Genomic DNA, 23,778 nt, shown 5'->3' on the forward strand with positions numbered 1-23,778 from the left:
CAACCTGATGACGCTCTTTTCCAGTCAACCCGGCGACGAAGGACTGCCTGGCCCGGCGCGCGCACGGGTGATGGCCGCAATTATGACCACCACCTTAATGGGCGTGTTTGATGGCACCATGATCAACATTGCCCTGCCCTCCATGGCTCAGGAGATGCAGGTACCTGCCAGTATTGCCGTCTGGTTTGCCAACGGGTATCTGCTGGCGGCCGCGATGTCGCTGGTGATATTCGCGGCGCTTGCGGCCCGCCTGGGTTATCGCCCCGTTTTTCTGGCAGGTCTGACAACCTTTACCCTGACATCGCTGGGTTGCGCGCTGGCGAAGACGCCCGAAGTGCTCATCGGTATGCGCGTGCTTCAGGGGATCGGCGGCGCGGCGACGCTGAGTATTGCCCCCGCAATCCTGCGATCCGTATTTCCCGGGCGATTACTTGGCCGCATTCTGGGGTTACACGCTCTGCTCATCGCCTCCAGCTCCGCTATCGGGCCGGTATTGGGTGGTACGATCCTTCACACCCTGAGCTGGCAATGGCTGTTTGCGATAAACGTGGTTCCCGGCACCCTCGCCTTACTGCTGGCGGTCAAAGCGCTGCCGCGGGATGCGGTTCGAAAGCAAGCGCCCTTCGACACCCCGGGCGCCATATTGTCGGCGCTGCTGCTGGGGTCGACGATCATGGCGGCGAACAGCCTCCAGGAGGCTACTTATCACCCCGGCAGTCTTTGCTGGACGGTGCTCGCTGCGCTGAGCGGCATGGCGTTTATCTGGCAGATCCGCCGCACGGATAACCCCTTGCTGCCGCCGACGATGTTTAAAAATGAACGTTTTACCCTCGCGGCCTTCACGTCAATGATTGCTTTTGTCAGCCAGGGGATCACTTTTATTGCACTGCCTTTCCTGTTTCAGAGCGAATACGGCTACAGTCCGGTGTTGTCTGCCCTGCTGTTTACGCCGTGGCCGCTAGGGATCGTACTGATTGCGCCGCATGCAGGCCGGTGGGCGGACACGATTTCAGCCCCGGCGATATCCACCCTGGGGCTGGTGATTTTTGTCGTGGGTTTGATCCTTCTTGCGACATTACCCGACCGCCCTACAATGTGGGATATCTGCCTGCGGAGTCTGGTATGCGGCATGGGGTTTGGCTGCTTTCAGAGTCCCAATAACCGGGAAATGCTCTCCAACGTTATTCGTGAGCATGCGAGCTATGCATCCGGTGTTTTATCCATTATGCGCACGTTCGGGCAGTGTCTGGGCGCCGCCGCCGTGGCCGTTCTGCTGGCCGCAGATGAAAGGTCAATTCATGTTGCACTGTGGGTCGCCGCCGCGGCTTCTGCGGTAGCGGTCGTCGTCAGCGCGAGTCGGTTGCGTAAAATCACTCATCCTGCGGAAACAGGATGAGCACGAAAATATAACTAAGCGCTACTCCAGCGCCAGCAGCGCAAAACTCGCCAGCCAGTGCCCGCCGCTGTAGTGGCTGCCGACAACATGCTCCACGCTTGCCGAAAGATGGCGCGCAACGGCATCGTGTAATGGCTTCCGGGCGTGATGATTTTCCGGCAGAGCACGGACAATGTGCTTCATACACCAGGCGCGGCTGAGGTTAAGCCCGTCCAGGTGCGCGATTTTCGGGTCGGTGCGGTCGCTCACCTCTGCCGGGTTCATCAGCGCAGAAACGGCGCCCACTTCAGGAAGAAACGCATCGAACCAGGCCGGGAAATCCTCCACCACCTTACTCATCAGCAGGGCCTCGGTCAGCGCTCCGGAGATATACTCGTCGCCACCCGGCTCATAATGCGCAGGATATTGCGTGTCCGCGAGGTAAAACCGCGTTGCCGCGTCCAGGATGGCGCGCTCAAGCGTGTCATCGTTCACCGCCCGGGCATAATCCAGCCCCAACGCGAGCGCAAACGCCGTGTTGTAGTGCGTCCCGACGCGGATCGGATAGGTAAGCTTGCTGAGGTAATCCACCAGCCGCTGGCGAATATCCAGCGTTAACGGTTGCAGCGTCTGGTACCAACGCTCCGCCTGCGGCAGTGACGATTGCTTCAGCTCCTGCGCCAGCGCCAGCAGCCAGCCGTAGCCATAAGGCCGCTCAAACGACGCGCGGAACGGCGCGGTAAAATAGGCCAACTCCTTCGCCACCTTCTCGTCGGTCAGGTGTTCTTCGAACAGAGTGATGATCTCTTCCCGGCACGGCAGTTCGGGCCAGAGACGCAGGCAGCGCAGCAGCAGCCAGTAGCCGTGCACCGCAGAGTGCCAGTCAAAACAGCCGTAAAAGATCGGGTGCAGCTCGCGAGGCGGCAGAACGTCGCCGTCATCGTTGAGCAGATGCATAATGTGGTTCGGGTATTCCTGACGTAAATAGGTCAACGGCATTCTGGCGAAGGCGTCAGCCTGATGTTGCGTTAATTCCATTGCAGCTCCTTAGCGAAACACGAGGAAATACATTAAGAACACGTTCACCACCAGCAGGGTTAACGCGGTCGGGATCTGGATCTTGATAACCTGATATTTGTCTTTTAGCTCCAGTAGCGCGGCGGGCACAATGTTGAAGTTGGCGGCCATCGGCGTCATCAGCGTGCCGCAATAGCCAGCGTACATACCGATAGCCAGCAGCGGCGCTGGGTTACCGTGATGGACATTAATCAGGAATGGCAGAGCGATACCGGCGCTTAACACCGGGAAGGCTGCGAAGGCGTTACCCATGATCATGGTAAACAGCGCCATCCCCACGCAATAAATGACCACCAGCATGAAGCGGCTGTCCGGGTTCACAAACAGGCTGACCACCTTTTGTACCGATTCGCCGGTATTCGCCACCACAAACACCCCGCCGAGCATGGCGAGCATCTGCGGCAGGATCACCGCCCAGCCAATGGTATCGACCAGCCGACGCGACTGACGAACCGCATGCAGCGGCGTACCTTTTGTCAGCCACCAGCCGGTGAGGATAGCTGCCACACAGGCCACGCACAGCGCCGCCAGCGTAAGCTGTTTCTGGTCGAGCAGATAGACACCGCCAATCGACACGCCTTTCAAAAATAGCGTCCCGATGACCGTTACCACGGGGATCATCAGTGCCGGTAAAAACAGCCAGTTTTTCAGCCGGTTCGACGAGGCAACGCGCTCCTCCTCGGTGGACATTTTATAACGCCCTTTCCCGACCAGCCCGAAACCGGCCAGCAGCGCAATCACGATAACGGCGCCGCCAATAATGCGATACGCCAGGGACTTACCCAGCTCCTGCACCATCAGATCGCCAAACAGGAAGATCCCGCCAAACAGAAACCAGAACAGCGCCGTGGTATAGCGTTTCGGGTTAGCGCGATCGCGAAGGGTCATCACAACCAGCAGCATCACGACGAAGCCGATCAGGTAGTACACGCGGTTAATGGTGATGAGGGTCATCATGGTGCGATCTCCTGCGTACCCTGCTCTGCTTTCCAGGCCATCACGTCGCGACGAATGCTGGCATCGAGGCGTAGCAGACGCGTCATATGGATGATCAGTGCCGCAATGGCGGTCGGAATGGCCCACAGGCCGATATGCAGCGGTTCGATCCCCTCGATCCCGTTCTCTTTCAGGAACGCATCAATCAGCAGTACCGCGCCAAAGGCGATAAAAATATCTTCCCCAAAGAAAACCGCGATATTGTCACACGCGGCGGCATGGGCTTTGATTTTGTCGCGGATAGTCTGCGGCAGTTCCCCGTATTCATTCAGAGCTGCCCCTTCCGCCATCGGCGCCAGCAGCGGACGCACCGTTTGCGCGTGGCCGCCAAGCGACATCAGGCCCAGCGCAGCCGTTCCTTCGCGGGCAACAAAGTAGAGCATCAGGATACGCGCCGAGGTGGCGCTGGCGATCTTCGCGACCCAGGCCTGGGCGCGTTCTTTCAGCCCGTAATACTCTAATAGGCCAATCACCGGCAGGATCAGAATGAAGGTGGCAAGCGATCGGCTATTCACGAACTTTTCGCCAAAGGTTTCCAGCAGCATACCGAAATCCATGCCAACCAGCAGGCCCGTCGCCAGGCCCGCCACCACGACAACCAGCAGCGGGTTGAAACGCAGTGCAAAACCAATAACCACCACCGGAATCCCGATAAGTGGCAACAGTGTAGAACTGTCCATAAACGTTACCCTATCCAAAGTGAGCGTTGCGCGCCGACGGCTATTTTTTATACTTCGCAGCAGAGCGAAGCCGGTGCATTACGGCGCGCGATGTTGTGTTTTGCGTGAGGCTCCACAGAACCTGCACTAAAAAGCTATATCTGAACGTCAAAAACATGTAAACAATTTATCAATAAAATGTTCTTATTTTATCGACGGGTTTACATTTCGGGGGAAGGATCGTTATGACAGTAAAGAAAAAGACGACAGCGTTAAACCACGACGATATTGCGGACGGGCGAATCGTCTCCTCCCGTCATCTCGTCTCAGAGCGGTGTGCTGAATTATCAGAGCTGGAATATGCGCTGATCATGACCAGCAATGCGTTTAACAAATGGATGGTGCGCTGCATGACCGCAGCGGGTGAACCGGATATGGGGGCCTTTGATGTTTCGCTTCTGCACCACGTGAATCACCGCAACCGTAAGAAAAAGCTGGCTGACATCTGCTTTGTGCTGAACGTGGAAGATACCCACGTGGTGACGTATGCGCTGAAAAAGCTGGTCAAGGCGGGCTACGTCACCAGCGAGAAAGCGGGAAAAGAGCTTTTTTTCTCCACTACGGAGGAGGGAAAAGCGCTGTGCATGAAGTACCGGGAGGTGCGGGAGGCCTGCCTGATCAACATTCATGCGGAAAGCGGTATTCCGGGCGCGTCGATTGGCGAGACCGCGCAGTTACTCCGCGCGATCTCCTCCCTGTATGATACCGCCGCACGCGCGGCGGCTTCGCTTTAAGGACGGCGGAACAGGGTGATACTCCGCCCGGCCAGCTCGTAATCGACAGATTCAGTGATGATTTCCCCCGTGGGGGCATCCTCCGACGTCGAGAGTTCGAGCACCCAACCCCCTTCGCCAAACTGCGGGATCTGGAATGGCACCGTACCTTCAAACGGGTTAAACAGCATCAGCACGTCTTGCCAGACGCCCTCTTCCTGCTCAAGATCAGGACGGCTGATGGCAAGACCAAGGGTGGAACCCTCGTCCCACTGTTCCGACTGCTGCGGTCCGCCGCCGGCGTTAAACCAGCGGATCTCCAGCCCGTCGCGCCAGTTCTCACGTCGCAGCAGCGGCTGCGTCGCGCGCAGGGCAATCAACCGACGGGTAAAGTCGCGCAGCTTCTCGTCGTTTTCAGTGAGTCCTTCCCAGTTTACCCAGGAGATCTCGCTGTCCTGACAATAGCCGTTATTATTGCCCTTTTGCGTCCGGCCAAACTCATCGCCTGCCAGCAGCATCGGCGTGCCGTGCGAGAAGAAGAGCGTGGTGAGGAAGTTGCGCTTTTGCCGCTCGCGGGTGGCAATGATATCCAGGTTTTCCGTCGGCCCTTCCTCGCCGTAGTTATACGAACGGTTATCGTTATGTCCGTCGTTATTATCTTCCCCGTTATCGGCGTTATGTTTCTCGTTGTACGATACCAGGTCGTTCAGCGTGAAGCCGTCATGCGCGGTGATAAAATTGACGCTGGCCCACGGACGACGCCCGCGCAGATCGTACAAATCACCGGACCCTAACAGACGGGCGGCAAAATCGTTAGAAACGTTATCCCCCTTCCAGTATTCACGTACCGTATCGCGGTATTTGTCGTTCCACTCACCCCAGCCAGGTGGGAAGCCCCCCACCTGATACCCGCCGGGGCCGATATCCCACGGCTCACCGATGAGCTTCAGCTTCGACAGCACCGGATCCTGGGTCACGGCATCAAAGAAGCCGCCGCGCGGATCGAACCCCTCTGGCTCACGTCCGAGAATGGTCCCGAGGTCAAAGCGGAAACCGTCAATCTGCATCGACTCCGCCCAGTAGCGCAGGGAGTCCAGGACCATCTGTAACACGCGCGGGTGCGAAGTATTAACGGTGTTCCCGGTGCCGGTGTCGTTGATGTAATACCGGTGCTGATCCGGCATGGTGCGGTAATAACAGAAGTTATCAATCCCCTTAAACGACAGGGTTGGTCCCAGCTCGTTGCCCTCCGCCGTGTGGTTATAGACCACGTCGAGGATCACCTCGATGCCCGCGTCATGATAGGCACGCACCATGTCGCGGAAACCCTGGATGCCCGCCGGGCCGTAATAGCGGGACGCTGGCGCAAAGAAACCGAGCGAGTTATAGCCCCAGAAGTTTTTCAGGCCGCGATCGAGCAGGTGCTGATCGTCAGGGAACCAGTGAACCGGTAGCAGCTCGACCGAGGTAATGCCGAGGCTTTTGATGTACTCCACCGAGGCTTTATGCCCCATCCCCTCAAACGTACCGCGCAGTTCAGGCGGAATAGCCGGGTTAAGCTGGGTAAAGCCTTTTACGTGGCTTTCATAGACCACGGTATGCGGCCACGGGATATCGGGCCGGCGTGAGTCCTGCCAGTCAACGGCATTGGGGTCGATGACCTTACATTTGGGCGTAAATGGCGCGCTGTCTCGCGTATCAAAACTGAGATCCAGCTCATCGTGTCCCAGCTCATAGCCGAAGTGGGCATCGTTCCACTCAATGTCACCCACCAGTTCACGGGCATAGGGGTCAATAAGCAGCTTATTGGGGTTAAAACGGTGACCGTTCTCCGGATCGTAGGGGCCATACACACGGTAGCCATACAGCGCCCCCGGTTTCAGATCCGGCACATAGCCGTGCCAGACCTCATGGGTATATTCCGGCAGTTCCAGGCGGGCGATTTCTGTTTTTCCCGAAGGATCAAACAGACACAGCTCCACCCGCTCCGCGTGGGCGGAAAACAGGGCGAAGTTTACCCCTTTCCCGTCATAATTTGCGCCCAACTGCTGGCCATGACCGGCCCGAATTTCAAACGTTGTATCCTTTGGCATTTTTGTTCTCCTCGATTAGTCGCAGGTAAGCAGAACCAACAAACATCCCTTTTCAGACGTTAAATCCAGCGTCTCTGGCAGAAGGCGACGCTCACCGGTAAACAGATCCCGGTAGTGCTTCCCGGCCAGCTCCTGGGGTATGGCCACGATAGTGTTGGCCCACAGCATCGCATTGTCGGTGACGTCAAACACCAGACGCGGCACGGCGACGATCAGCGCCTCGTCATCTTTTATGCGGGCATAAACGATCAGATTCTCCTCCCGCTCACCGGTTACCTTCAGCGGCAGCCAGTCGCCGTAGCGGAAAAGTGCGGGGTAATGTGGCCGAAGCCGTAACAGCGTGGCGGTAACGTACTGCTTCACGCTGCCGTCTCGCCAGCGTTGCGCATCGTTAAAAACGGTGCCATCCGCTACGCTGAGGTTTTCCGCCAGTGCGGCGAAATCCGGTTCGCGGCGGTTATCCGGGTCGACGAGGCTGAAGTTAAGCCCCTCGCTGCCCTGGTAGATGTCCGGTACGCCAGGCGCAGTCAGCTTGATCACCGTCTGGCTCAGGCTGTTCATTAACCCAGCCCGAATAAACGGCTGGAGTGCGGCACTGAAATCACGCAGGAACAGGGTGTTATCCGGGGAAAGCAGATGGCGCACGTAGTCCAGGACCACGCTCTCGTAACCTTCGTTGCTGTCGATCCAGTCGGTACGCTGCTTGGCCTCGCGCAGGGCTTTCTCGATAAAGCTGAGGAAACGCTCTTCCAGTGACTTAAGGCCATCACGATCCTCAGGCGACAGGGTTGCTGGCCAGACGCCCGCCAGCGCCTGGAAGATCATCCAGGTGTCGGCGGCGTTCGGCGCGGTGCCATCGTTGAGGAATCGGACCTGCGTCTGGTTCATCTGCCGCCAGCGCGCCAGATTTTCTCCCCACAGATCTGGCGCTTCCGTCAGCGTATACAGACGAGCTCGTGCATCCTCGCCGCGTTTGGTGTCGTGGGTGGAGGTTCCCAGCAGCGCATCGGGCTGGCGGGCAAGACGAATGCGCATTTCCTGATGAAAACGGGAAAGTGAAAACGCGCGCGGCGTCGGGTCGGCGCCGACTTCGTTCAGGGCCAGCTCCAGGTTATGGCGGAAGAACAGCGTATCCTCTACCGATTTCGCCATCAGCGGCCCGGTCAGTTGCTGAAAACGGGTGCGGAAAAGCGAGGCCAGCGCGTGGTCATGCTCCGGCAGATCGCCGGTAAGAATACGCACGATCAGGCTCAGAGCGGGTTCAGAGGCGTTGACGCTGGCGACCACACGGCTGAGCAGCGCCACATCCGGTGGCGTCAGTCCCTCAGCGGTGCCGTAGGTGCGATACACCGGAAACGCGATAAGCAGCTCACGCAGGGCATGGCGGATATCATCATGCTCCACTTCGGCGCCGTTATGCCCGGCCAGCTCGCTGGCTATTTTGAGCAACGTGGTAAATTCACCCTCAAAATTACGATCGGTCATCAGCCCTTTGGCGTTGCGAAGTTCCGCCTGCCTGTCCACGGTCGTACCCAGCGTCTCGTCGTAGAGCATCTCCAGCCGCGAGAGGTTGGTATCATCCACCAGCACTTCCGCCAGGGAGGCGATAAACTCATAACCCGTAGTACCTGAGATGGGCCACTCCGGAGGAAGCTGTTCCCCTTTGGCGAGGATTTTTTCCACCGTGATGTAGCAATCCGGTCCGGTAGCCGCACGCAGTCGCTGCAAATAGCCCAGCGGATCGGCAAGCCCGTCCACATGGTCAATGCGCAGGCCGTCGACAACCCCGGCGTGGACAAGCTCAAGGATCAGGTGGTGCGTATCTGCGAATACCGCCTCATCCTCTACCCGCACGCCGACCAGCCCGGTGATTTCAAAAAAGCGACGCCATGAAAGCTGTTTCGGCGCTTCACGCCAGGACATCAGCCGCCAGCTTTGCGCCTCGTGGATCTCAGCGATGCTCTTGCCTTCGGCATACGTGCCGGGATTAAGCGGATAGGCGGTATCATAGTAAACCAGCGCTGCGCTGTTTGTGACACTGTCACGTTTTAAGGTGATAGTCCCCCGCTCCAGCTCGGCTTCAAAGGTGTCGCCAAGAAACGGCAACGTCAGCGGTCGGGACCAGTCGATATCAAAATACGCCGCATAGCGGCTCTGCCCGCCATGTTCGATAACATCTCGCCACCAGCGGTTTTCCAGCGAGGTCGACATATGGTTAGGAACGATATCCAGAATCAGCCCCATCCCCGCCTGTTTCAGCGCCGCCGCCATGCGGTCAAACCCTTCCCGCCCGCCAATCGCCGGGTCAATTTCGTTGGGGTCGGTCACGTCATAGCCGTGGGTGGAATTCGTGGTTGCGGTGAAAACAGGCGACGCGTAAAGATGGCTGATACCAAGGTCTTTCATATACGGAATCAGGTCTGCAACGCGGTCAAAGATCATGCCGTTGCGAAACTGAATTCGGTAAGTAGAGGAAGGGATCATAGCGCTGCTTCTCCATCAGCAAAGCGAACAACAATGCTGTTCGGCGGCAGGTTTTCGACTGCCTCCGGCCAGCTAAAGATCGTTTTTCCGGGCAGGTCCGTTAAGGCGAGCGGCTTTTTGCCGATATTCAACGCCAGCGACAACGTGCCGGACGGAAAACGCCAGCTCACGGCAACCATGCCGAGCGCCGTTTGCAGGACGTTACCCTCCACGGTGCCCCGCTGTTTCAGTAACGGGACGATAAAGCGCTGACGCAGCACAATCAGCTCGCGCGTGACGTGCAGCCACGCCCTGCCTTCCTCCGTGTCTGCCTTGTTCCAGTCAAGCTTCGACCGCATAAAGGTATTTACGTCATTGGGGTCCGGTACGGTTTCATCGTGCCCGGCATGGCCGGTAAACTCTTTCGCGCGCCCTTCCCGCACCGCTTTCGCCAGGTCGCCGTGGAAGTCGGTGAAAAAGAGGAACGGATGCGTTTCGCCATACTCCTCGCCCATAAACAGCAGCGGAATATGGGGCGACAGGAGCAGCGCCGCGAACAGCACGCGCGTTTTATCCGCCCCAGCCAGAGAGATAAGCCTCTCCCCCTGGGCACGGTTGCCGACCTGGTCGTGATTTTGAATAAAATCGACAAAAAACTGTGGGGGTTGCTCGCGACACTCTACCCCGCGCGATTTTCCGGTCTGAAGCGAGATTTCCCCCTGGTAGACAAAGCCTTCTGCCAGCGCCCGCGCCAGTTTTTTCTCCGGCTCAAAGGCAAAATCCTGATAGTAGGCGTGTGATTCTCCCGTCGCGAAGACATGCGCGGCGTTGTGAAAATCATCATTCCATTCGGCGGTGAAAAGCGGCGTCTGACCATGCTCATCACGCGGATGCAGGAAAATCACGTTGCGACTGTCTTCGGTGGTCAGATGGATATGCCGATCCGGAAAGGCGTCGCGGATCCGTTGCGCTATCTCGGGAAGAATATGGGTCTCAGCGTCGTCATGGATCTGGTCGATGGCGTCGAAGCGCAGACCGTCAAGATGATACTCCGAGAGCCAGAATAACGGCGCCTCAGCGATGTATTGCCGGACAGCTTCAACCTCATAGGCAATACCGTTGCCCCACGGGGTCATACGATCCTGATGGAAAAACGCCGGCGAGAGCAACGGCAGGTAATTCCCTTCCGGGCCAAAGTGGTTGAGTACGATATCCAGCACCACGGAAAGCCCGAGCGCGTGGGCGGCATCAATGAAGGCATGAAAATCATCCGGTGTACCATAAGCCGAGTGCGGGGCATACAGCAGTACACCGTCATACCCCCATCCGCGCGCGCCCCCGAACTGGGACACGGGCATCACTTCCAGTTGCGTAATACCCAGTTCGGCCAGATAAGGCAGTTTGTCTATGGCCGACCTGAAGGTTCCTTCCCCGGTGAAGGTGCCGATATGCAGCTCGTAGATCACCGTCTCTTCCCACGGTCGTCCTTGCCATTCGCGCTGAGCGGGCAGGCTGCGACGCGGGTCGATCACCACCGACGGGCCATTGACGTCAGCCTGCTGCGCGCGCGAGGCCGGGTCCGGCACCGCCATTCCATCCTGTAAAACAAACTGATACGTCGTACCGTGCCTGACGCCGGGCACGTCAATCTGAAACCAGCCGTCGCCCACCGCCGCCATGGGAATGTCGGTATCGGTTAAACGCAACGTGAGATCTTTTTGCCCTTCTGCCCAGACGCGAAAACGTACAACGTCATCGGAAATAAACTCAGCACCCCAGTGCCTGCGACATGTTCTGAATTCCATTCATTGTCCTCGAATGACCACATTTTACGCGGAACGAAATACAAGCTTAGACCAGGATCTACAGAGTGTTATGCCAGCAGGGTATGCCGCTTCGTCTATTATCTATATATAACTCCCACTTAAGGAATACTATGCATATTCGAAAAGGATTAAGCACCGACCTTGCCCGTCTTGAATGCTGTGATTTTTCTTTTACGGTCGATGAGATTGCCAGAGAGCCTTTTCTCAATGGTGATTTGCATATCGAGGCGCTGACCGAACCTTATCTTAAAACCTATGAACTGGATCTCCAGACGCTGGAAAATCATTGCGTTAATCCGGATTCAATATTTCTTATCGCCGAAACGGATGACGGTGAAATCGCCGGTTTTATTACCGCGTCCTGCAACTGGAATAAATTTATATCGGTGGATTACATTGCCGTGGAGCGTTCAAAGCGTCGTACGGGCGCGGCGCACAAGCTGATGTCCGCCACCCACGTCTGGGCGCGAAGCCTCAATGCGCCCGGGTTACGGCTGGAGACGCAGAACGTTAATGTTTCTGCCTGTCTTTTTTATCGTCACTATGGGTTTATTCTCGGCGGTTACGATCGCTATCTTTACAACGCCCTGCCGGAAAAAGATGAGGTCGCCCTTTTCTGGTATTACATGCTGGCTTGAGAAAATATTTTATATCCGCTACCGGAAGATAGATTTGTCTGAATTTGTCAATTTTGCCCGCTTACGTTTAATTAACGACTAATCTTGGAATTCACTATTAAGGAGGCCGGTATGTCTACAGGAAATAATCACACGCTGCATTACCCTCGTCCACCGTTTGCTGAACAACCGCAAAGGGCCCCCGGGCTGGCATCGGAAATGAAGCCAATACCGGATCATGGTGAAACAAGTTATATCGGGTCAGGAAAACTGGCAGGAAAAAAAGCGCTGATTACCGGCGGTGATTCCGGAATTGGTCGCGCGGTAGCGATCGCCTATGCCCGTGAAGGCGCAGATGTCGCTATTGGCTATCTGCCGGAAGAGGAGTCCGATGCGGCATCGGTCATTGCGCTGATTCAGGCTGAAGGCCGTAAAGCGGTCGCCATTCCGGGCGACATTCGCGTGGAGTCGTTCTGCGATACGCTGGTGGAAAAAGCCGTCGCGGAACTGGGTGGCCTGGATATCCTGGTGAATAACGCCGGACGCCAGCAGTACTGCGAATCGATCGACGATCTCACCACGGCAGATTTTGACGCGACGTTTAAGACCAACGTCTATGCCCCCTTCTGGATCACCAAAGCTGCGCTACGCCATTTGCAGGAAGGCGCCGTGATCATTAACACCACTTCCGTTCAGGCGTTTAAACCGAGCGCGATCCTGGTGGACTATGCGCAGACCAAAGCCTGTAACGTAGCCTTTACCAAGTCTCTGGCCCAGCAGCTGGGACCGCGTGGAATTCGGGTGAATGCCGTCGCGCCAGGTCCATACTGGACGCCTCTTCAGTCCAGCGGCGGCCAGCCGCAGTCCAAAGTTCAGAAGTTCGGGGAAGATACGCCCCTGGGCAGACCGGGCCAGCCGGTTGAAATCGCACCGCTGTATGTATTGTTTGCCTCCGATACCTGCTCATACGCCTCCGGGCAAGTGTGGTGCTCTGACGGCGGTACCGGCGTGCTGTAAAGCATCCTCTCAGACCTATCCATTCCATGGATAGGTCACATTCACTTCCCGGCGGTTCTCAAAAATCGCAGTTGAACTATGATGAACTTACTATTGAGGAGCCCATCATGTTTACTGTGAAAAAACTTGCGATATCAACCCTGTTGGCCGGTTCGGTTTTATTCTTTCCCGCTATCCACGCGGTGGCCAGCGTTCCGCAGCATGTGGTGAAACAGCAGGCTGGCGGCTACAGCGTTCAGGTTGGCGATACGATTGTCACCGCCTTTACGGACGGCAGCGTGCCGCAGGATCTGCACGCCTTACTGCGCCAGACGACGGCGGAAAATACCGATGCGTTACTGGCTAAAAACTTCCAGGCCAATCCGGTGGAAGCGTCGATTAACGCGTTCTATATCGCCATCCCCGGCCACAAAATTCTGGTGGATACCGGTTCCGGTCAGCTGTTTGGCCCCGGCAAAGGCGGGCGGCTGATTGAGAGCCTGGCGACCCAGGGCATCAAACCCGAAGATATTACCGATATTCTGATCACCCATGCGCACTCCGATCACGCTGGCGGCCTGGTTAAAGACGGTCAGCGCGTGTTTACCCGCGCGCAGGTGTATGTCGGCAAACCGGATATCGATTTCTTCTTTAACGACGAGAACCAGAAAAAGTCTGGCTATGACCAGAACTACTTCGACGTCGCGCACAAGACCTTAAAGCCCTATCTGGATGCCGGAAAAGTGACGACCTTCTCCGGCACGGAACAGCTTCTGCCGGGCATCAGCGGTACGGTTCACCCGGGTCACACTCCAGGCTCCGCGTTCTACACGCTGGAGAGCAAAGGTGAAAAAATGACTTTTGTCGGCGACATCATTCACGTTGCCGCGGTTCAGTTCCCACAGCCCAACGTGACGATTGCTTACGATGAGGATCAGGACGGCGCCGCCCGGGTGCGCAACGCTGCTTTCGCTGAGTTTGTGAAAAATAAAGCGCTGATTGCGGCGCCACATCTGCCTTTCCCCGGGATCGGCTATGTGACGAAAGGTGAGCGGGACGGCTACGCGTGGGTTCCGGTGACCTATACCAACCGTGACGCAAAATAAGATGTCCCCCTCCGATATGGATATGGACCTGATCCTGACGCTGGATGCGTTACTCAGGGACCAGAATATCACCCATGCCGCCGCGCGGCTGGGCATCAGCCAGCCGGCGATGTCTGCCCGCCTTGCGCGCCTGCGCGTGTTGTTTGGTGAGCCGCTGTTTGTCCCTTCCCCACACGGACGTGGGGTGTTACCGACGCCGCGCGCCGAGGCGTTAAGGCCGCAGGTCGCGACGGTTTTGCAGGGTATATCGGCGATGCTTGAACCCACCACGTTTAACGCGCAGAACAGCAACCGCACCTTTGTGATTGCCTTGCACGAGAACCCGGCGCTGATGCTGGGGGCAGAGTTGCAGAATCAGATTAGCAGTGCGGCGCCAGGTATCCGCCTGCGTTTTGCGCTCCCGGAAACCCAACTGCTGCCAGCGCAGATGGAAAATGGCGATGTGGATATTTATGTCGGCGTTAACGCGGTGGCGCACGATGCATGGGTCAGACGCAAGCTGTTTGACGATGAATATGCCACAGCTCAGCGAAAAGGCCATCCGCGCGGTACGGGTCCGATGGATCTGGATAGCTATTGTAGCCTTTCCCACCTGGTGGTTTCATCCGAGGGCGACCCGTTCGCGGGCTTTGTCGATCAGCATCTGGCGGGGCTTGGCCACCAGCGTAACGTAGTGATGTCGACGCAAAGCTATGCGATGGCGCCTGCGATTGTTGCCGGTACCGATTTGCTCTGCACCTTACCCAGACGCATGTTGCTACGGTTTACGCAAACGCTTGATATTTTTCCGCCGCCGCTGGATCTCCCGCCGATCGTCATCGGTATGTACTGGCACCCGAAAAACAGCCAGGATCCGGCTAACCGCTGGCTGCGAGAACAGCTTCTTCAGGCCGCCGGACGTCAGGTATGATCGAGGATACTCATCAATTTTTTCAGCACCTCAGAGCGAATAATCCGGTGGCAAACCAGCGTCAGCTCGCTCTCCCGGAGTCGGTCAAGAATATTCACAAAGACGACGTTTTGTACGCATATCGCCTTCGCTGAAGCCGGCAGCATGGCGATGCCAAACCCTGCCGAGACGAGGCTTATCACCGTGGGGACATCGGTGGCATTTTGCACAACGTCAGGCTGTATGCCCGCGCTGTGGCAGGCATCGTAGAAATATTGCTCCAGCCCCATCCCCTCCGGGTCGCGCAGGGCGATCCACTTCTCCTCTTTCACCGACGCAAGCGTCAGCGCGGCGGAGCCCGCCAGGCTGTGTTGACGAGGTAAGGCCAGCACGGCTTTTTCCGTTGTGAAAGGACGGCTTTGCAGATCGTCAGGCAGCAGCGGTAACGGGGCACGAATAATGGCCACATCCAGCTGGTTGCTTTGCACGCCGGTATAAAGGGTTTGCACATTTCCCGTCATCATGGAAAGGCTGATGGCGGGCCATTTCTCATGTAAAAGCCGCAGCGCGGCGGGCAGCTTACTGTCGAATATCGCACTTGAAACACATCCGAGATTCAGCACGCCCTGTTCTCCTCTGGCCGTCTGTCTGGCATCCAGAATCGCCTGATCGGTCATTAAAATCGCGACTCTGGCTTTACTGAGAAACGCCTCACCGGCTGGCGTCAGCGTCAGGCGACGATTCGCCCGGCTAAAGAGCATTACCCCCAGACGATCTTCAAGCGTTTTTATCTGCTGACTCAGCGCGGGCTGCGCCATGTTAAGGCGCTCCGCCGCTCGATGCATGTGAAGCTCTTCCGCCACCACGATAAAATTGCGCATCAGTCGAAACTGCATACCATGCCTTTATTATTGATAATAAAATTCATATTAAAATAGCATAAATGATGCAATTGATAGCCCTCTTCGTCCGGTTAAGAATGGATGCATTCATCCGAGGGGGGAAAAATATGGAAAACCACATCAACGATCTCAGAAGTGCTATCGAACTGCTAAAACGCCATGAAGGTCAATACCTTGAAACCAGCCATCCGGTCGATCCTGACGCGGAGCTGGCGGGTGTGTACCGGCATATTGGTGCTGGCGGCACGGTAAAACGTCCGACGCGCATTGGCCCGGCGATGATGTTTAACGCTATTAAGGGATACCCCGACTCCCGTATTCTGGTCGGAATGCACGCCAGCCGCGAGCGGGCGGCGCTCCTGTTGGGCTGCGAACCCTCTGAACTGGCAAAACATGTCGGCCAGGCCGTGAAAAACCCGATTGCTCCCGTTGTCGTCCCGGCGGCCCAGGCGCCGTGTCAGGAACAGGTGTTTTATGCCGACAATCCGGACTTCGATCTGCGTAAATTGCTTCCGGCACCGACCAACACGCCGATAGATGCCGGTCCGTTCTTCTGTCTGGGGCTGGTGCTGGCAAGCGATCCGGAAGATGCCTCACTGACCGATGTCACTATTCACCGTCTCTGCGTTCAGGAGCGCGATGAGCTCTCCATGTTTCTTGCCGCGGGCCGCCATATTGAAGTGTTCCGTAAGAAAGCCGAGGAGGCGGGTAAACCGTTGCCGGTCACGATCAATATGGGTCTCGATCCCGCTATCTATATTGGCGCCTGTTTCGAAGCCCCTACCACGCCCTTCGGCTACAACGAACTGGGTGTCGCCGGTGCGTTACGTCAGACCCCCGTCGAGCTGGTGCAGGGTGTGGCCGTAAATGAAAAAGCGATTGCGCGTGCGGAAATTATCATCGAAGGCGAACTGCTGCCGGGCGTGCGCGTAGAAGAAGATCAGCATACCCACACCGGGCACGCGATGCCGGAATTTCCCGGCTACTGCGGGGAGGCTAACCCCTCCTTACCGGTAATCAAAGTGAAGGCCGTCACGATGCGTCATCAGGCGATCCTGCAAACCCTGGTAGGACCGGGCGAAGAGCACACCACGCTGGCCGGTTTGCCAACGGAGGCCAGCATCCGTAATGCGGTGGAAGAAGCCATCCCCGGTTTTCTGCAAAACGTCTATGCGCATACCGCTGGCGGCGGCAAGTTCCTTGGCGTATTGCAGGTGAAAAAACGCCAGCCCTCTGACGAAGGGCGTCAGGGTCAGGCGGCTCTCATTGCGTTAGCCACCTATTCCGAGCTTAAAAACATTATTCTCGTCGACGAAGATGTGGATATTTTCGACAGCGACGACATCTTGTGGGCGATGACGACCCGTATGCAGGGCGATGTCAGCATCACCCATCTGCCGGGGATCCGTGGACACCAGCTCGATCCGTCTCAGGCGCCGGACTACAGCCCCTCCATTCGTGGCAACGGGATCACCTGCAAAACGATTTTCGACTGTACGGTGCCCTGGGCGCTGAAGTCCCGCTTTGAGCGTGCGCCCTTTATGGAGGTAGACCCAACGCCGTGGGCACCTGAACTGTTTAAAAAATAGCGTTAACCGGAAAATCTTCTTCACCCTTCACGGGTGAAGAACCTCACGCTGAAATTGCCGCGTCCCCTGCTTTCTTGTAACCTTTGAGCGTTTATCACATCCCCATAAAAAATGAGACTACCGGACGCCTATGACAGCACATGTTTCCAACGATCCTTTGCATGGCGTAACCCTCGAAATGCAGGTTAACGCGCTGGTTGCGCGATATGGCTGGAATGAACTGGGCAACCGAATCAAAATCAACTGTTTTCGCAAGGACCCGAGTGTTAAATCGAGTCTGAAGTTCCTGCGCCGCACCCCATGGGCGCGGGCGGAAGTTGAAGCCCTCTACCTCGACTCCCTTCACGATGACGGTAACGGGGAACAGGACGAACCGGCGTTTAATCCCTGGACGGATAGCCGGACACCCAGGAGCTAACACGCAAATGATGCGACACGTAAAACGGACTGGCGCGCTGCTTGGCTGCGCGCTTTTACTGGTAAGTTGCACTTCCAAACCACCTAAATCACTCGTAACCCCGCTGCCGCAGGCGAAACCTGTACAGCAGACTAAAGAACCCATGCGCGGGATCTGGCTGGCGACCGTCTCCCGTCTCGACTGGCCTCCCGTTTCATCGGTGAATGGCCGTAGCGCGGACCAGCGCATCGCCCAGCAACAGCGGGCGCTGACGGACAAGCTCGATAAGCTGAAAAATCTTGGGATCAACACCGTCTTCTTTCAGGTAAAACCGGACAGTACGGCGCTGTGGGCTTCTAAAATACTGCCCTGGTCAGATACCCTGACGGGGACTATCGGGGAAGATCCCGGTTACGATCCGCTTCAGTTTATGCTGGATGAAGCGCACAAGCGTGGGATGAAGGTTCATGCCTGGTTTAACCCATACCGCGTTTCCACCAACACGAAGCCGTCGACCATCGCCGCGCTTAACCGCACCTCGTCGCTTCATCCTTCGAGCGTGTACGTCCTGCATCCGGAGTGGATCCGCACCTCGGGGGATCGTTTTGTTCTCGACCCGGGCATTCCCGAGGTGCGGGACTGGATAACCCAGGTGGTGATGGAAGTGGTAAATCATTACCCTGTCGACGGCGTTCAGTTCGATGACTATTTTTACACCGAGACGCCGGGCTCCCCCCTGAATGATGCCTGGACCTTCAGGCGCTATGGCGAAGGATTTGCGTCAAAAGCGGACTGGCGTCGACACAATACGCAGCAGTTGATTGTGCAGGTCTCCAGGGCGATCAAGCAGGCTAAACCTGAGGTCGAATTTGGCGTCAGCCCGGCGGGGGTCTGGCGCAATCGCTCCTTCGACCCGGCAGGCTCGGACACGCGCGGCGCCGCAGCCTATGATGAATCCTACGCTGACACGCGCAAATGGGTACAGCAGGGATTACTGGATTACATTGCGCCGCAGATCTACTGGCCCTTCGCCCGCGACGCGGCACGTTACGATGTGCTGACAAAATGGTGGGCTGACGTGGTGAAACCAACCCATACCCGTCTGTATATCGGGATCGCGTTCTACAAAGTGGGCGCGCCTTCCAGAAACGAACCGGACTGGACGGTGAACGGCGGCGTACCGGAGCTGAAAAAACAGCTCGACCTCAATGATTCACTGCCAGACGTTAAGGGCACCATCCTGTTCCGTGAAGACTATCTTAACCAGCCGCAGACGCAGGAAGCAGTAAATTACCTCCGGGGACGCTGGGGTAGTTGACTGAAAAAAGGCAGAAACGTCCTGTTTCTGCCTTTCTTTTTACGGCTTCGGTCCGAACATTGCCTCAAGCTGTTTTGCGTCTGGCATACCCACGACCTGTTGCAGTTCGTTTTGCTCATTCAGGTAATAAATAGCCGGTGTGGCATTCGCGCCGAGACTGTCCATGAGCGTCTGGTGATTTTGCAGGATCTCAACGGTTTCCCGGGACGCCGCTCCTTCAGGTTTCGGCAGCTTTTTACCGCCGGACAGCTCGTACGCTTTCCAGGCCGACACCGGATCTTTCGCATTCAGGATCGCGGAGGCGTTACGCCCGCTGTTCGGGTTAAGAAACGCAACCAGCAGCGTGTTGAGCTGGACCTTGCCAGCCTTCACCCACGGCTGCGCTTCAGCCCAGAACTGCTTGCAGTACGGGCAGAACGGGTCGGCAAAGACGAAGACTTTGCGCGGGGCACTCTCCGCGCCCTCCTTCAGGGGATGCGCCGCATTGAGCTTTTTCCACATCTCGCGGCCCATCGGGGCGTAGATCTCTTTCTGGAAAAAGGCCTCGCTGAGGTTGGTTCCCTTCTCATCATACAGATAGCCAGACACGACGTGCTTTCCGTCAGGGGTCAGAAAGAGCGTCACGCCCATGTCCTGATATTGCCCCAGCCACGCTGGCGCGCCGCCGGGTGCGTCAATTTTCTTAATGATCTTGATGTCCTGCTGTTCACTGAAGTGCTTCACCACATCCGGAAGCGACTCCTCTGCCCTGACCAGCCCCGAAACCATCAGAGCAGAGAGTAACAGCACCTTTTTCTTTGCTAACCGTTGAAGCATAACGCCCCCTCTAAGATATTGTTTTTCAGAGTGGTCGAAGTTTATTGCCCTGTCAACGCTTCATAAATATCCTTGAGGCGACTACGCAAAAATCGCACAGCTTTGTGTTTACGGGATAATAACGCCTGCACACTGTCGCCTGTTTCCTCTGCCAGCACCTTCATGCTGTAGCCCTCAAATTCCGTTTTTTCAAACACCTCGCGCTGAGGTGGCGGCAGTTCCGACAGGGCTTGCCCCAACTCTTCCCATAGCAGCATGTTGAGATACTCCTCTTCCGGCGTTTGCGGTACGCCGAATAACGTTTCTGCAATCTCCTGCTCCGGAAAGTCCTCGTCATCTGCTGTCAGGTACCCCGGCAGTGAAACCTCGTGCTTTTTTCGCGCCCGGTCGATCATCTCATTTCGTGCGGCGCGAAACAGCCAGGCGGCGACGTTCTCGACCGGTTGTTCCACTTTCATCAACTGCCAGGTCACTTCCTGAAGAATATCATCGACATCATCACGAACCGCAGTCCTTCCGCGAATGAAGGCTTTTAGCCGCGTGCGGCAGGCATTGAGTGCCGAGATCAGTAATGATTCCCCCGCCTCACCGGCTTTCATATCGCTCACTCGGCTTCCGGCGCTTTTGCACCGTTATCATCTCGCTTTTCATCCCGGCCATCGTGCCACCGGCAATGACCGTGGCGCCCAAATCCCGCCCGACGCTGCTGAATGAAGGCCTCACGTTGTTCGGGGCTCATATTCATCCATTGTTCGTGCATACGGCGGTGCGCACCGAACATGCCCGGACGGAAACCCAGCCCACCGAAAAGAATGCGGCTCAGCAGCAGGATCCCCAGCGCCTGCCAGAAGCCAATGGCTTTAACCCCCAGGATGGCCGGGAGCAACGCGTTCCACAGGGACATGACCAGCAGGCCAAGCACCACGAACAGGACTGTGCCAATCACGATGCCCTTACCCATACGATGGCGGCCCAAACCACGCCCGTGACCTTTTCCGTGCATATCAAAATTTCTCATGTGTACCTCGTTTATATTGAATGATTATGGTCTCTGATGAGGTAGACGGATGAGGAACAGAAATATTGCCGGGGAAAGATAAAATTTATGTGATAGCGGCTTTGTACGGATAACAGTAATGGCTGAAGGAGATTGTGCAGCGGCTACATGCAGACATTAAAAAGGCTCCCTCAGGAGCCTCTCTGAACATCACGCCGTAGCAGGCAAACTAAAGCTCGAGATACTCTGGGACAGCTGCTGCGCCTGCTCCTCCAGCGAGGCCGCGGCGGCGGCGGATTGCTGCACCAGCGCCGCGTTCTGCTGGGTCACACCGTCCATCTCCGTTACGGCCTGCCCAACCTGACCAATCCCGCGGCTCTGCTCTTCTGAGGCAACCGAAATCTGTTCCATCAGCATATGCACTTTATTCACAGAGCTGATAATAGAATCAATCACCTCTCCCGAACGATTCACCAGTTCCGCACCGTTTTTCACGCTGGAAACTGACTGGGCGATGAGGCTTTCGATATCCTTCGCCGCCACCGCGCTTTTCTGGGCCAGTGTGCGCACTTCACTTGCTACCACGGCAAATCCTCGCCCCTGCGTGCCAGCACGCGCCGCTTCAACGGCCGCGTTTAGCGCCAGAATATTAGTCTGGAAAGCAATGCTGTTGATGACGCTGGTGATGTCCTCAATACGCTTCGAATTGGACGCGATAGTATTCATCGTTTCGATGACTTCACGGGTTACCGCTTCACCGGTATGGGCATTTTTCACGGCATCCTGCACCAGCTTACCGGCCTGGAAAACGTTGTCGGTGTTATTCGCCACCGTCGCGCTCAGCTCTTCCATGCTGGCGGCCGTCTGGGTCAGGGCCGAAGCCTGTTGCTCGGTACGGGAGGCCAGGTCGATATTGCCGGAGGCAATTTCCTGCGCTGCATGCGTCACGGTGTGGCTGGCATCGCGCACCTGAGAAATGGTGGAGAGCAGCGCCTGGCGCATCTGCTCCATCGAGGACATCAGGTGATCGATTTCATTCCCGGAATCACGCTTGATCGGTACCGGTACGTCCAGCTTCCCGGCCGCAATCTGGCGACAGTGCTCGCGCGCCAGGTTCACCGGCGCAAAGACCACGCGTTTCATCAGCAGGCTGACGGCGAAAATCACCACCACGAACAGCACCGCAATGCTGGCGATAATAACCAGACCCGACACAAAATTATGGCTCGCCTCCTCGTTCAGCGTTTTGGCGTACTTCTGGTGAACGGAGAGAACCTGATCGAGCACAATTTCATATTGGCGATCGAGTTGAGACACCACGGGAATAAGAGCGTTGAACCGCGACACATCGTGAGCGGCGGCAGCGGCAATCAGCGGTGCCAGTCCCTGGTTACGGTAGTTTTGCCACGCCTCCTGGTAGGCAGTGACCAGCGGGGCTTCTTCCTGCAAACGCGGCGAGGCCATAAACGCCGAAAATGCACTATCGGCTTTGGTCAGCGCCTCTTTAACCGAGGCCAGTTTCGCAGACGGGTCGGTAGCGTCCCCCGCTTCCACCATTTTCACATACTCCATAACCCTGACGCGCAGGGTTCGGCTGTGGTTAATGGGATCAATAATGGACAGGACAACCTGAATTTCTTTGTTCACATTATCCAGCGAAGTATTACTTTTAATGATGAGCCCAACGCTGGTGATAGTGCTGGCCACAAAGAAGAAAAGCAGGGAAAACAGGATAATCAGGGATGATTTTTTCAACGACATAACACACCTCAGGGATATAATTTCCCTTTGGTTATCGGCTGAATCCAATCTTTAATTAATTAAAGTTATAGATGTACCCCTCATACGTTACCCTGTCACTCCACGGCCTTGTATCGCCGTTGCAGGGTGGCATCCAGCTTACGCTGGATCGGCTCCGGCGTTTCCCCTTCAATCAGTTTGCCAATCAGATCAAAGCAGTGCCAGGCGAGCTGGCGGTTATCCTGACGAACGGTATCGACAGGAATGGTCAGAGAATCATAGAGATAGTGATCGTCAAAGCTGGCCAGACGCATATCGCTTTGCAGCAGATTATGTTGCCCCATATAGCGCAACACCCCTTCCAGCAGACCGCAGGCGGCGGTAAAAAGGGCTTTTGGCGGGCGGCCCAGGCGTGCGCAAAGCTCGGCAAACATTTCGTAGCCGGAGCTCGGATGGTAATTACCATGAATGATCCACTCCGGACGTAACTCGACGCCAGCGTCACGCAGCCCCTGCTTAAACCCTTCCAGACGGTCACGCGTCGGGGAAAGCCGCGGCTGGCCGCCGAGGAAGTAGAACTCATCCGGATGCTTGCGCGCGATGTCGGCCACCAGTGTGGCGGTTGGGGTAATTGAATCGGTGAGGACCAGCGGCAGAGTACTGTCGTTCATATGACGGTCAAAAAGCACAACGGGCAACTGTTCGCTCAGCTTTTGATAGTCCGCGTCGTTGAGCATGCTGGAGGCGACAATCAGCCCGTCCACCTGGCGGGCCACCATGTTATTGACCACCACCGTCTCCTGGCCCGGATTTTCATCGCTACAGGAGATCAGCAGCTGAACACCCGCCTCGCGGCAGAGGGTCTCCAGCTCATGAGAAAAAACGGCAAACCCGTAGTTGGTGATTTCTGGCACCACCAGACCAATGGTGTGGCTGCGGTTGTCCCGCAGCGAACGGGCGTGAATACTGGGCTGATAATGATGTTCTTTGGCAATCGCCAGCACGCGCTCGCGTGTCTCCTCCGCCACCCGAAGCTCTTTGCTGCGGCCGTTCAGCACCAGGCTGGCGGTGGCTTTTGATACCCCCGCGAGCTCCGCGATATCTTTAATGGTGACGCGTTTTGTTTTTCTCACAACGACTTAGATCCGG

The 23,778-nt window shown here is 56.6% G+C and carries 21 protein-coding genes; 9 read left to right on the forward strand and 12 right to left on the reverse strand.

All coding sequences use genetic code 11. The features are described 5' to 3' along the window. Positions 1-7: 7 nt before the first annotated feature. Positions 8-1,396: an MFS transporter gene (locus tag RY075_RS11670; RefSeq protein ID WP_232967649.1), complete on the forward strand. Its 1,389-nt coding sequence runs from the start codon at positions 8-10 to the stop codon at positions 1,394-1,396. Between the two features lie 21 nt (positions 1,397-1,417). Here RY075_RS11670 and RY075_RS11675 read toward each other — a convergent pair whose 3' ends face one another. The 3 genes from RY075_RS11675 to RY075_RS11685 are packed head-to-tail and all read right to left on the reverse strand — an operon-like array spanning position 1,418 to position 4,128. Then, complete coding sequence (locus RY075_RS11675; RefSeq protein WP_058658947.1) at positions 1,418-2,413, reverse strand: DUF2891 domain-containing protein; 996 nt, start codon at positions 2,411-2,413, stop codon at positions 1,418-1,420. Between the two features lie 9 nt (positions 2,414-2,422). Further along, positions 2,423-3,409 carry a DUF979 domain-containing protein gene (locus RY075_RS11680; RefSeq protein ID WP_003857123.1) on the reverse strand — a complete coding sequence of 329 codons (987 nt, stop codon included), beginning with the start codon at positions 3,407-3,409 and terminating at the stop codon, positions 2,423-2,425. Further along, complete coding sequence (locus tag RY075_RS11685; protein WP_003857121.1) at positions 3,406-4,128, reverse strand: DUF969 domain-containing protein; 723 nt, start codon at positions 4,126-4,128, stop codon at positions 3,406-3,408. Before RY075_RS11685 ends, RY075_RS11680 begins: the two co-directional genes overlap by 4 nt. Positions 4,129-4,352: 224 nt before the next feature. Here RY075_RS11685 and RY075_RS11690 point away from each other — a divergent pair, with 224 nt between their 5' ends. Further along, positions 4,353-4,901: a winged helix DNA-binding protein gene (locus RY075_RS11690; protein WP_003857118.1), complete on the forward strand. Its 549-nt coding sequence runs from the start codon at positions 4,353-4,355 to the stop codon at positions 4,899-4,901. Here the strand turns inward: RY075_RS11690 and glgX are convergent. From glgX to treZ, 3 genes are read right to left on the reverse strand one after another with little or no spacing between them, the layout of a single operon-like run. After that, a complete protein-coding gene (gene glgX / locus RY075_RS11695; protein WP_232967650.1) occupies positions 4,898-6,973 on the reverse strand; it encodes a glycogen debranching protein GlgX in 2,076 nt (691 codons plus the stop codon). The two genes, RY075_RS11690 and glgX, sit on opposite strands and share 4 nt — an antisense overlap. A 15-nt stretch (positions 6,974-6,988) precedes the next feature. Beyond that, positions 6,989-9,457: a malto-oligosyltrehalose synthase gene (treY, locus tag RY075_RS11700; protein ID WP_325773783.1), complete on the reverse strand. Its 2,469-nt coding sequence runs from the start codon at positions 9,455-9,457 to the stop codon at positions 6,989-6,991. Next, on the reverse strand, positions 9,454-11,241 hold the full coding sequence (gene treZ / locus RY075_RS11705) for a malto-oligosyltrehalose trehalohydrolase (RefSeq protein WP_338628624.1): 1,788 nt from the start codon (positions 11,239-11,241) through the stop codon (positions 9,454-9,456). The genes treY and treZ overlap by 4 nt, the downstream gene beginning before the upstream one ends. A 131-nt stretch (positions 11,242-11,372) precedes the next feature. On the opposite strand from treZ, the gene RY075_RS11710 reads away from it, so the two are divergent. The 4 genes from RY075_RS11710 (at position 11,373) to RY075_RS11725 (ending at position 14,891) form a co-directional block, all read left to right on the forward strand. Continuing rightward, positions 11,373-11,900: a GNAT family N-acetyltransferase gene (locus tag RY075_RS11710; protein ID WP_003857109.1), complete on the forward strand. Its 528-nt coding sequence runs from the start codon at positions 11,373-11,375 to the stop codon at positions 11,898-11,900. A gap of 111 nt (positions 11,901-12,011) precedes the next feature. After that, complete coding sequence (locus RY075_RS11715) at positions 12,012-12,896, forward strand: SDR family oxidoreductase (protein ID WP_022651207.1); 885 nt, start codon at positions 12,012-12,014, stop codon at positions 12,894-12,896. Between the two features lie 107 nt (positions 12,897-13,003). Beyond that, positions 13,004-13,981, forward strand: a complete 978-nt coding sequence (locus RY075_RS11720; protein WP_109948798.1) for an MBL fold metallo-hydrolase — start codon at positions 13,004-13,006, stop codon at positions 13,979-13,981. A gap of 1 nt (position 13,982) precedes the next feature. Continuing rightward, positions 13,983-14,891 (forward strand): LysR family transcriptional regulator, encoded by a 909-nt coding sequence (locus tag RY075_RS11725; protein WP_045346210.1) that lies wholly within the window; start codon positions 13,983-13,985, stop codon positions 14,889-14,891. On the opposite strand, the gene RY075_RS11730 is transcribed toward RY075_RS11725, so the two are convergent. Continuing rightward, the gene (locus RY075_RS11730) at positions 14,882-15,766 is read right to left on the reverse strand and encodes a LysR substrate-binding domain-containing protein (RefSeq protein ID WP_045342960.1); all 885 of its coding nucleotides are present in this window, start codon (positions 15,764-15,766) and stop codon (positions 14,882-14,884) included. The genes RY075_RS11725 and RY075_RS11730 overlap by 10 nt on opposite strands. Before the next feature lie 113 nt (positions 15,767-15,879). Between RY075_RS11730 and RY075_RS11735 the strand changes: the two genes are divergently transcribed. The 3 genes from RY075_RS11735 to RY075_RS11745 all read left to right on the forward strand — a co-directional run bounded on the left by RY075_RS11735 (position 15,880) and on the right by RY075_RS11745 (position 19,076). After that, positions 15,880-17,361, forward strand: coding sequence for a UbiD family decarboxylase (locus tag RY075_RS11735; protein WP_023314167.1), 1,482 nt, complete (start codon positions 15,880-15,882; stop codon positions 17,359-17,361). A gap of 130 nt (positions 17,362-17,491) precedes the next feature. Further along, complete coding sequence (locus tag RY075_RS11740; protein WP_003857097.1) at positions 17,492-17,779, forward strand: VF530 family protein; 288 nt, start codon at positions 17,492-17,494, stop codon at positions 17,777-17,779. A gap of 7 nt (positions 17,780-17,786) precedes the next feature. After that, the gene (locus RY075_RS11745) at positions 17,787-19,076 is read left to right on the forward strand and encodes a glycoside hydrolase family 10 protein (RefSeq protein WP_023314168.1); all 1,290 of its coding nucleotides are present in this window, start codon (positions 17,787-17,789) and stop codon (positions 19,074-19,076) included. Between the two features lie 39 nt (positions 19,077-19,115). On the opposite strand, the gene dsbG is transcribed toward RY075_RS11745, so the two are convergent. From dsbG to RY075_RS11770, 5 genes are all read right to left on the reverse strand, one after another. Next, positions 19,116-19,892 carry a thiol:disulfide interchange protein DsbG gene (dsbG, locus tag RY075_RS11750; RefSeq protein WP_022651212.1) on the reverse strand — a complete coding sequence of 259 codons (777 nt, stop codon included), beginning with the start codon at positions 19,890-19,892 and terminating at the stop codon, positions 19,116-19,118. 41 nt (positions 19,893-19,933) lie between these two features. Then, a complete protein-coding gene (locus RY075_RS11755; RefSeq protein ID WP_022651213.1) occupies positions 19,934-20,491 on the reverse strand; it encodes a sigma-70 family RNA polymerase sigma factor in 558 nt (185 codons plus the stop codon). Positions 20,492-20,496: 5 nt separating this feature from the next. Next, complete coding sequence (locus RY075_RS11760) at positions 20,497-20,910, reverse strand: hypothetical protein (RefSeq protein ID WP_032609233.1); 414 nt, start codon at positions 20,908-20,910, stop codon at positions 20,497-20,499. 189 nt (positions 20,911-21,099) lie between these two features. Beyond that, positions 21,100-22,650 carry a methyl-accepting chemotaxis protein gene (locus RY075_RS11765; protein ID WP_233132253.1) on the reverse strand — a complete coding sequence of 517 codons (1,551 nt, stop codon included), beginning with the start codon at positions 22,648-22,650 and terminating at the stop codon, positions 21,100-21,102. A gap of 95 nt (positions 22,651-22,745) precedes the next feature. Continuing rightward, a complete protein-coding gene (locus tag RY075_RS11770; protein ID WP_045349982.1) occupies positions 22,746-23,762 on the reverse strand; it encodes a LacI family DNA-binding transcriptional regulator in 1,017 nt (338 codons plus the stop codon). Positions 23,763-23,778 lie beyond the last annotated feature (16 nt).

The sequence above is a fragment of the Enterobacter sp. JJBC genome (assembly GCF_036936505.1).
Classification (GTDB): Bacteria; Pseudomonadota; Gammaproteobacteria; order Enterobacterales; family Enterobacteriaceae; genus Enterobacter; species Enterobacter hormaechei_C.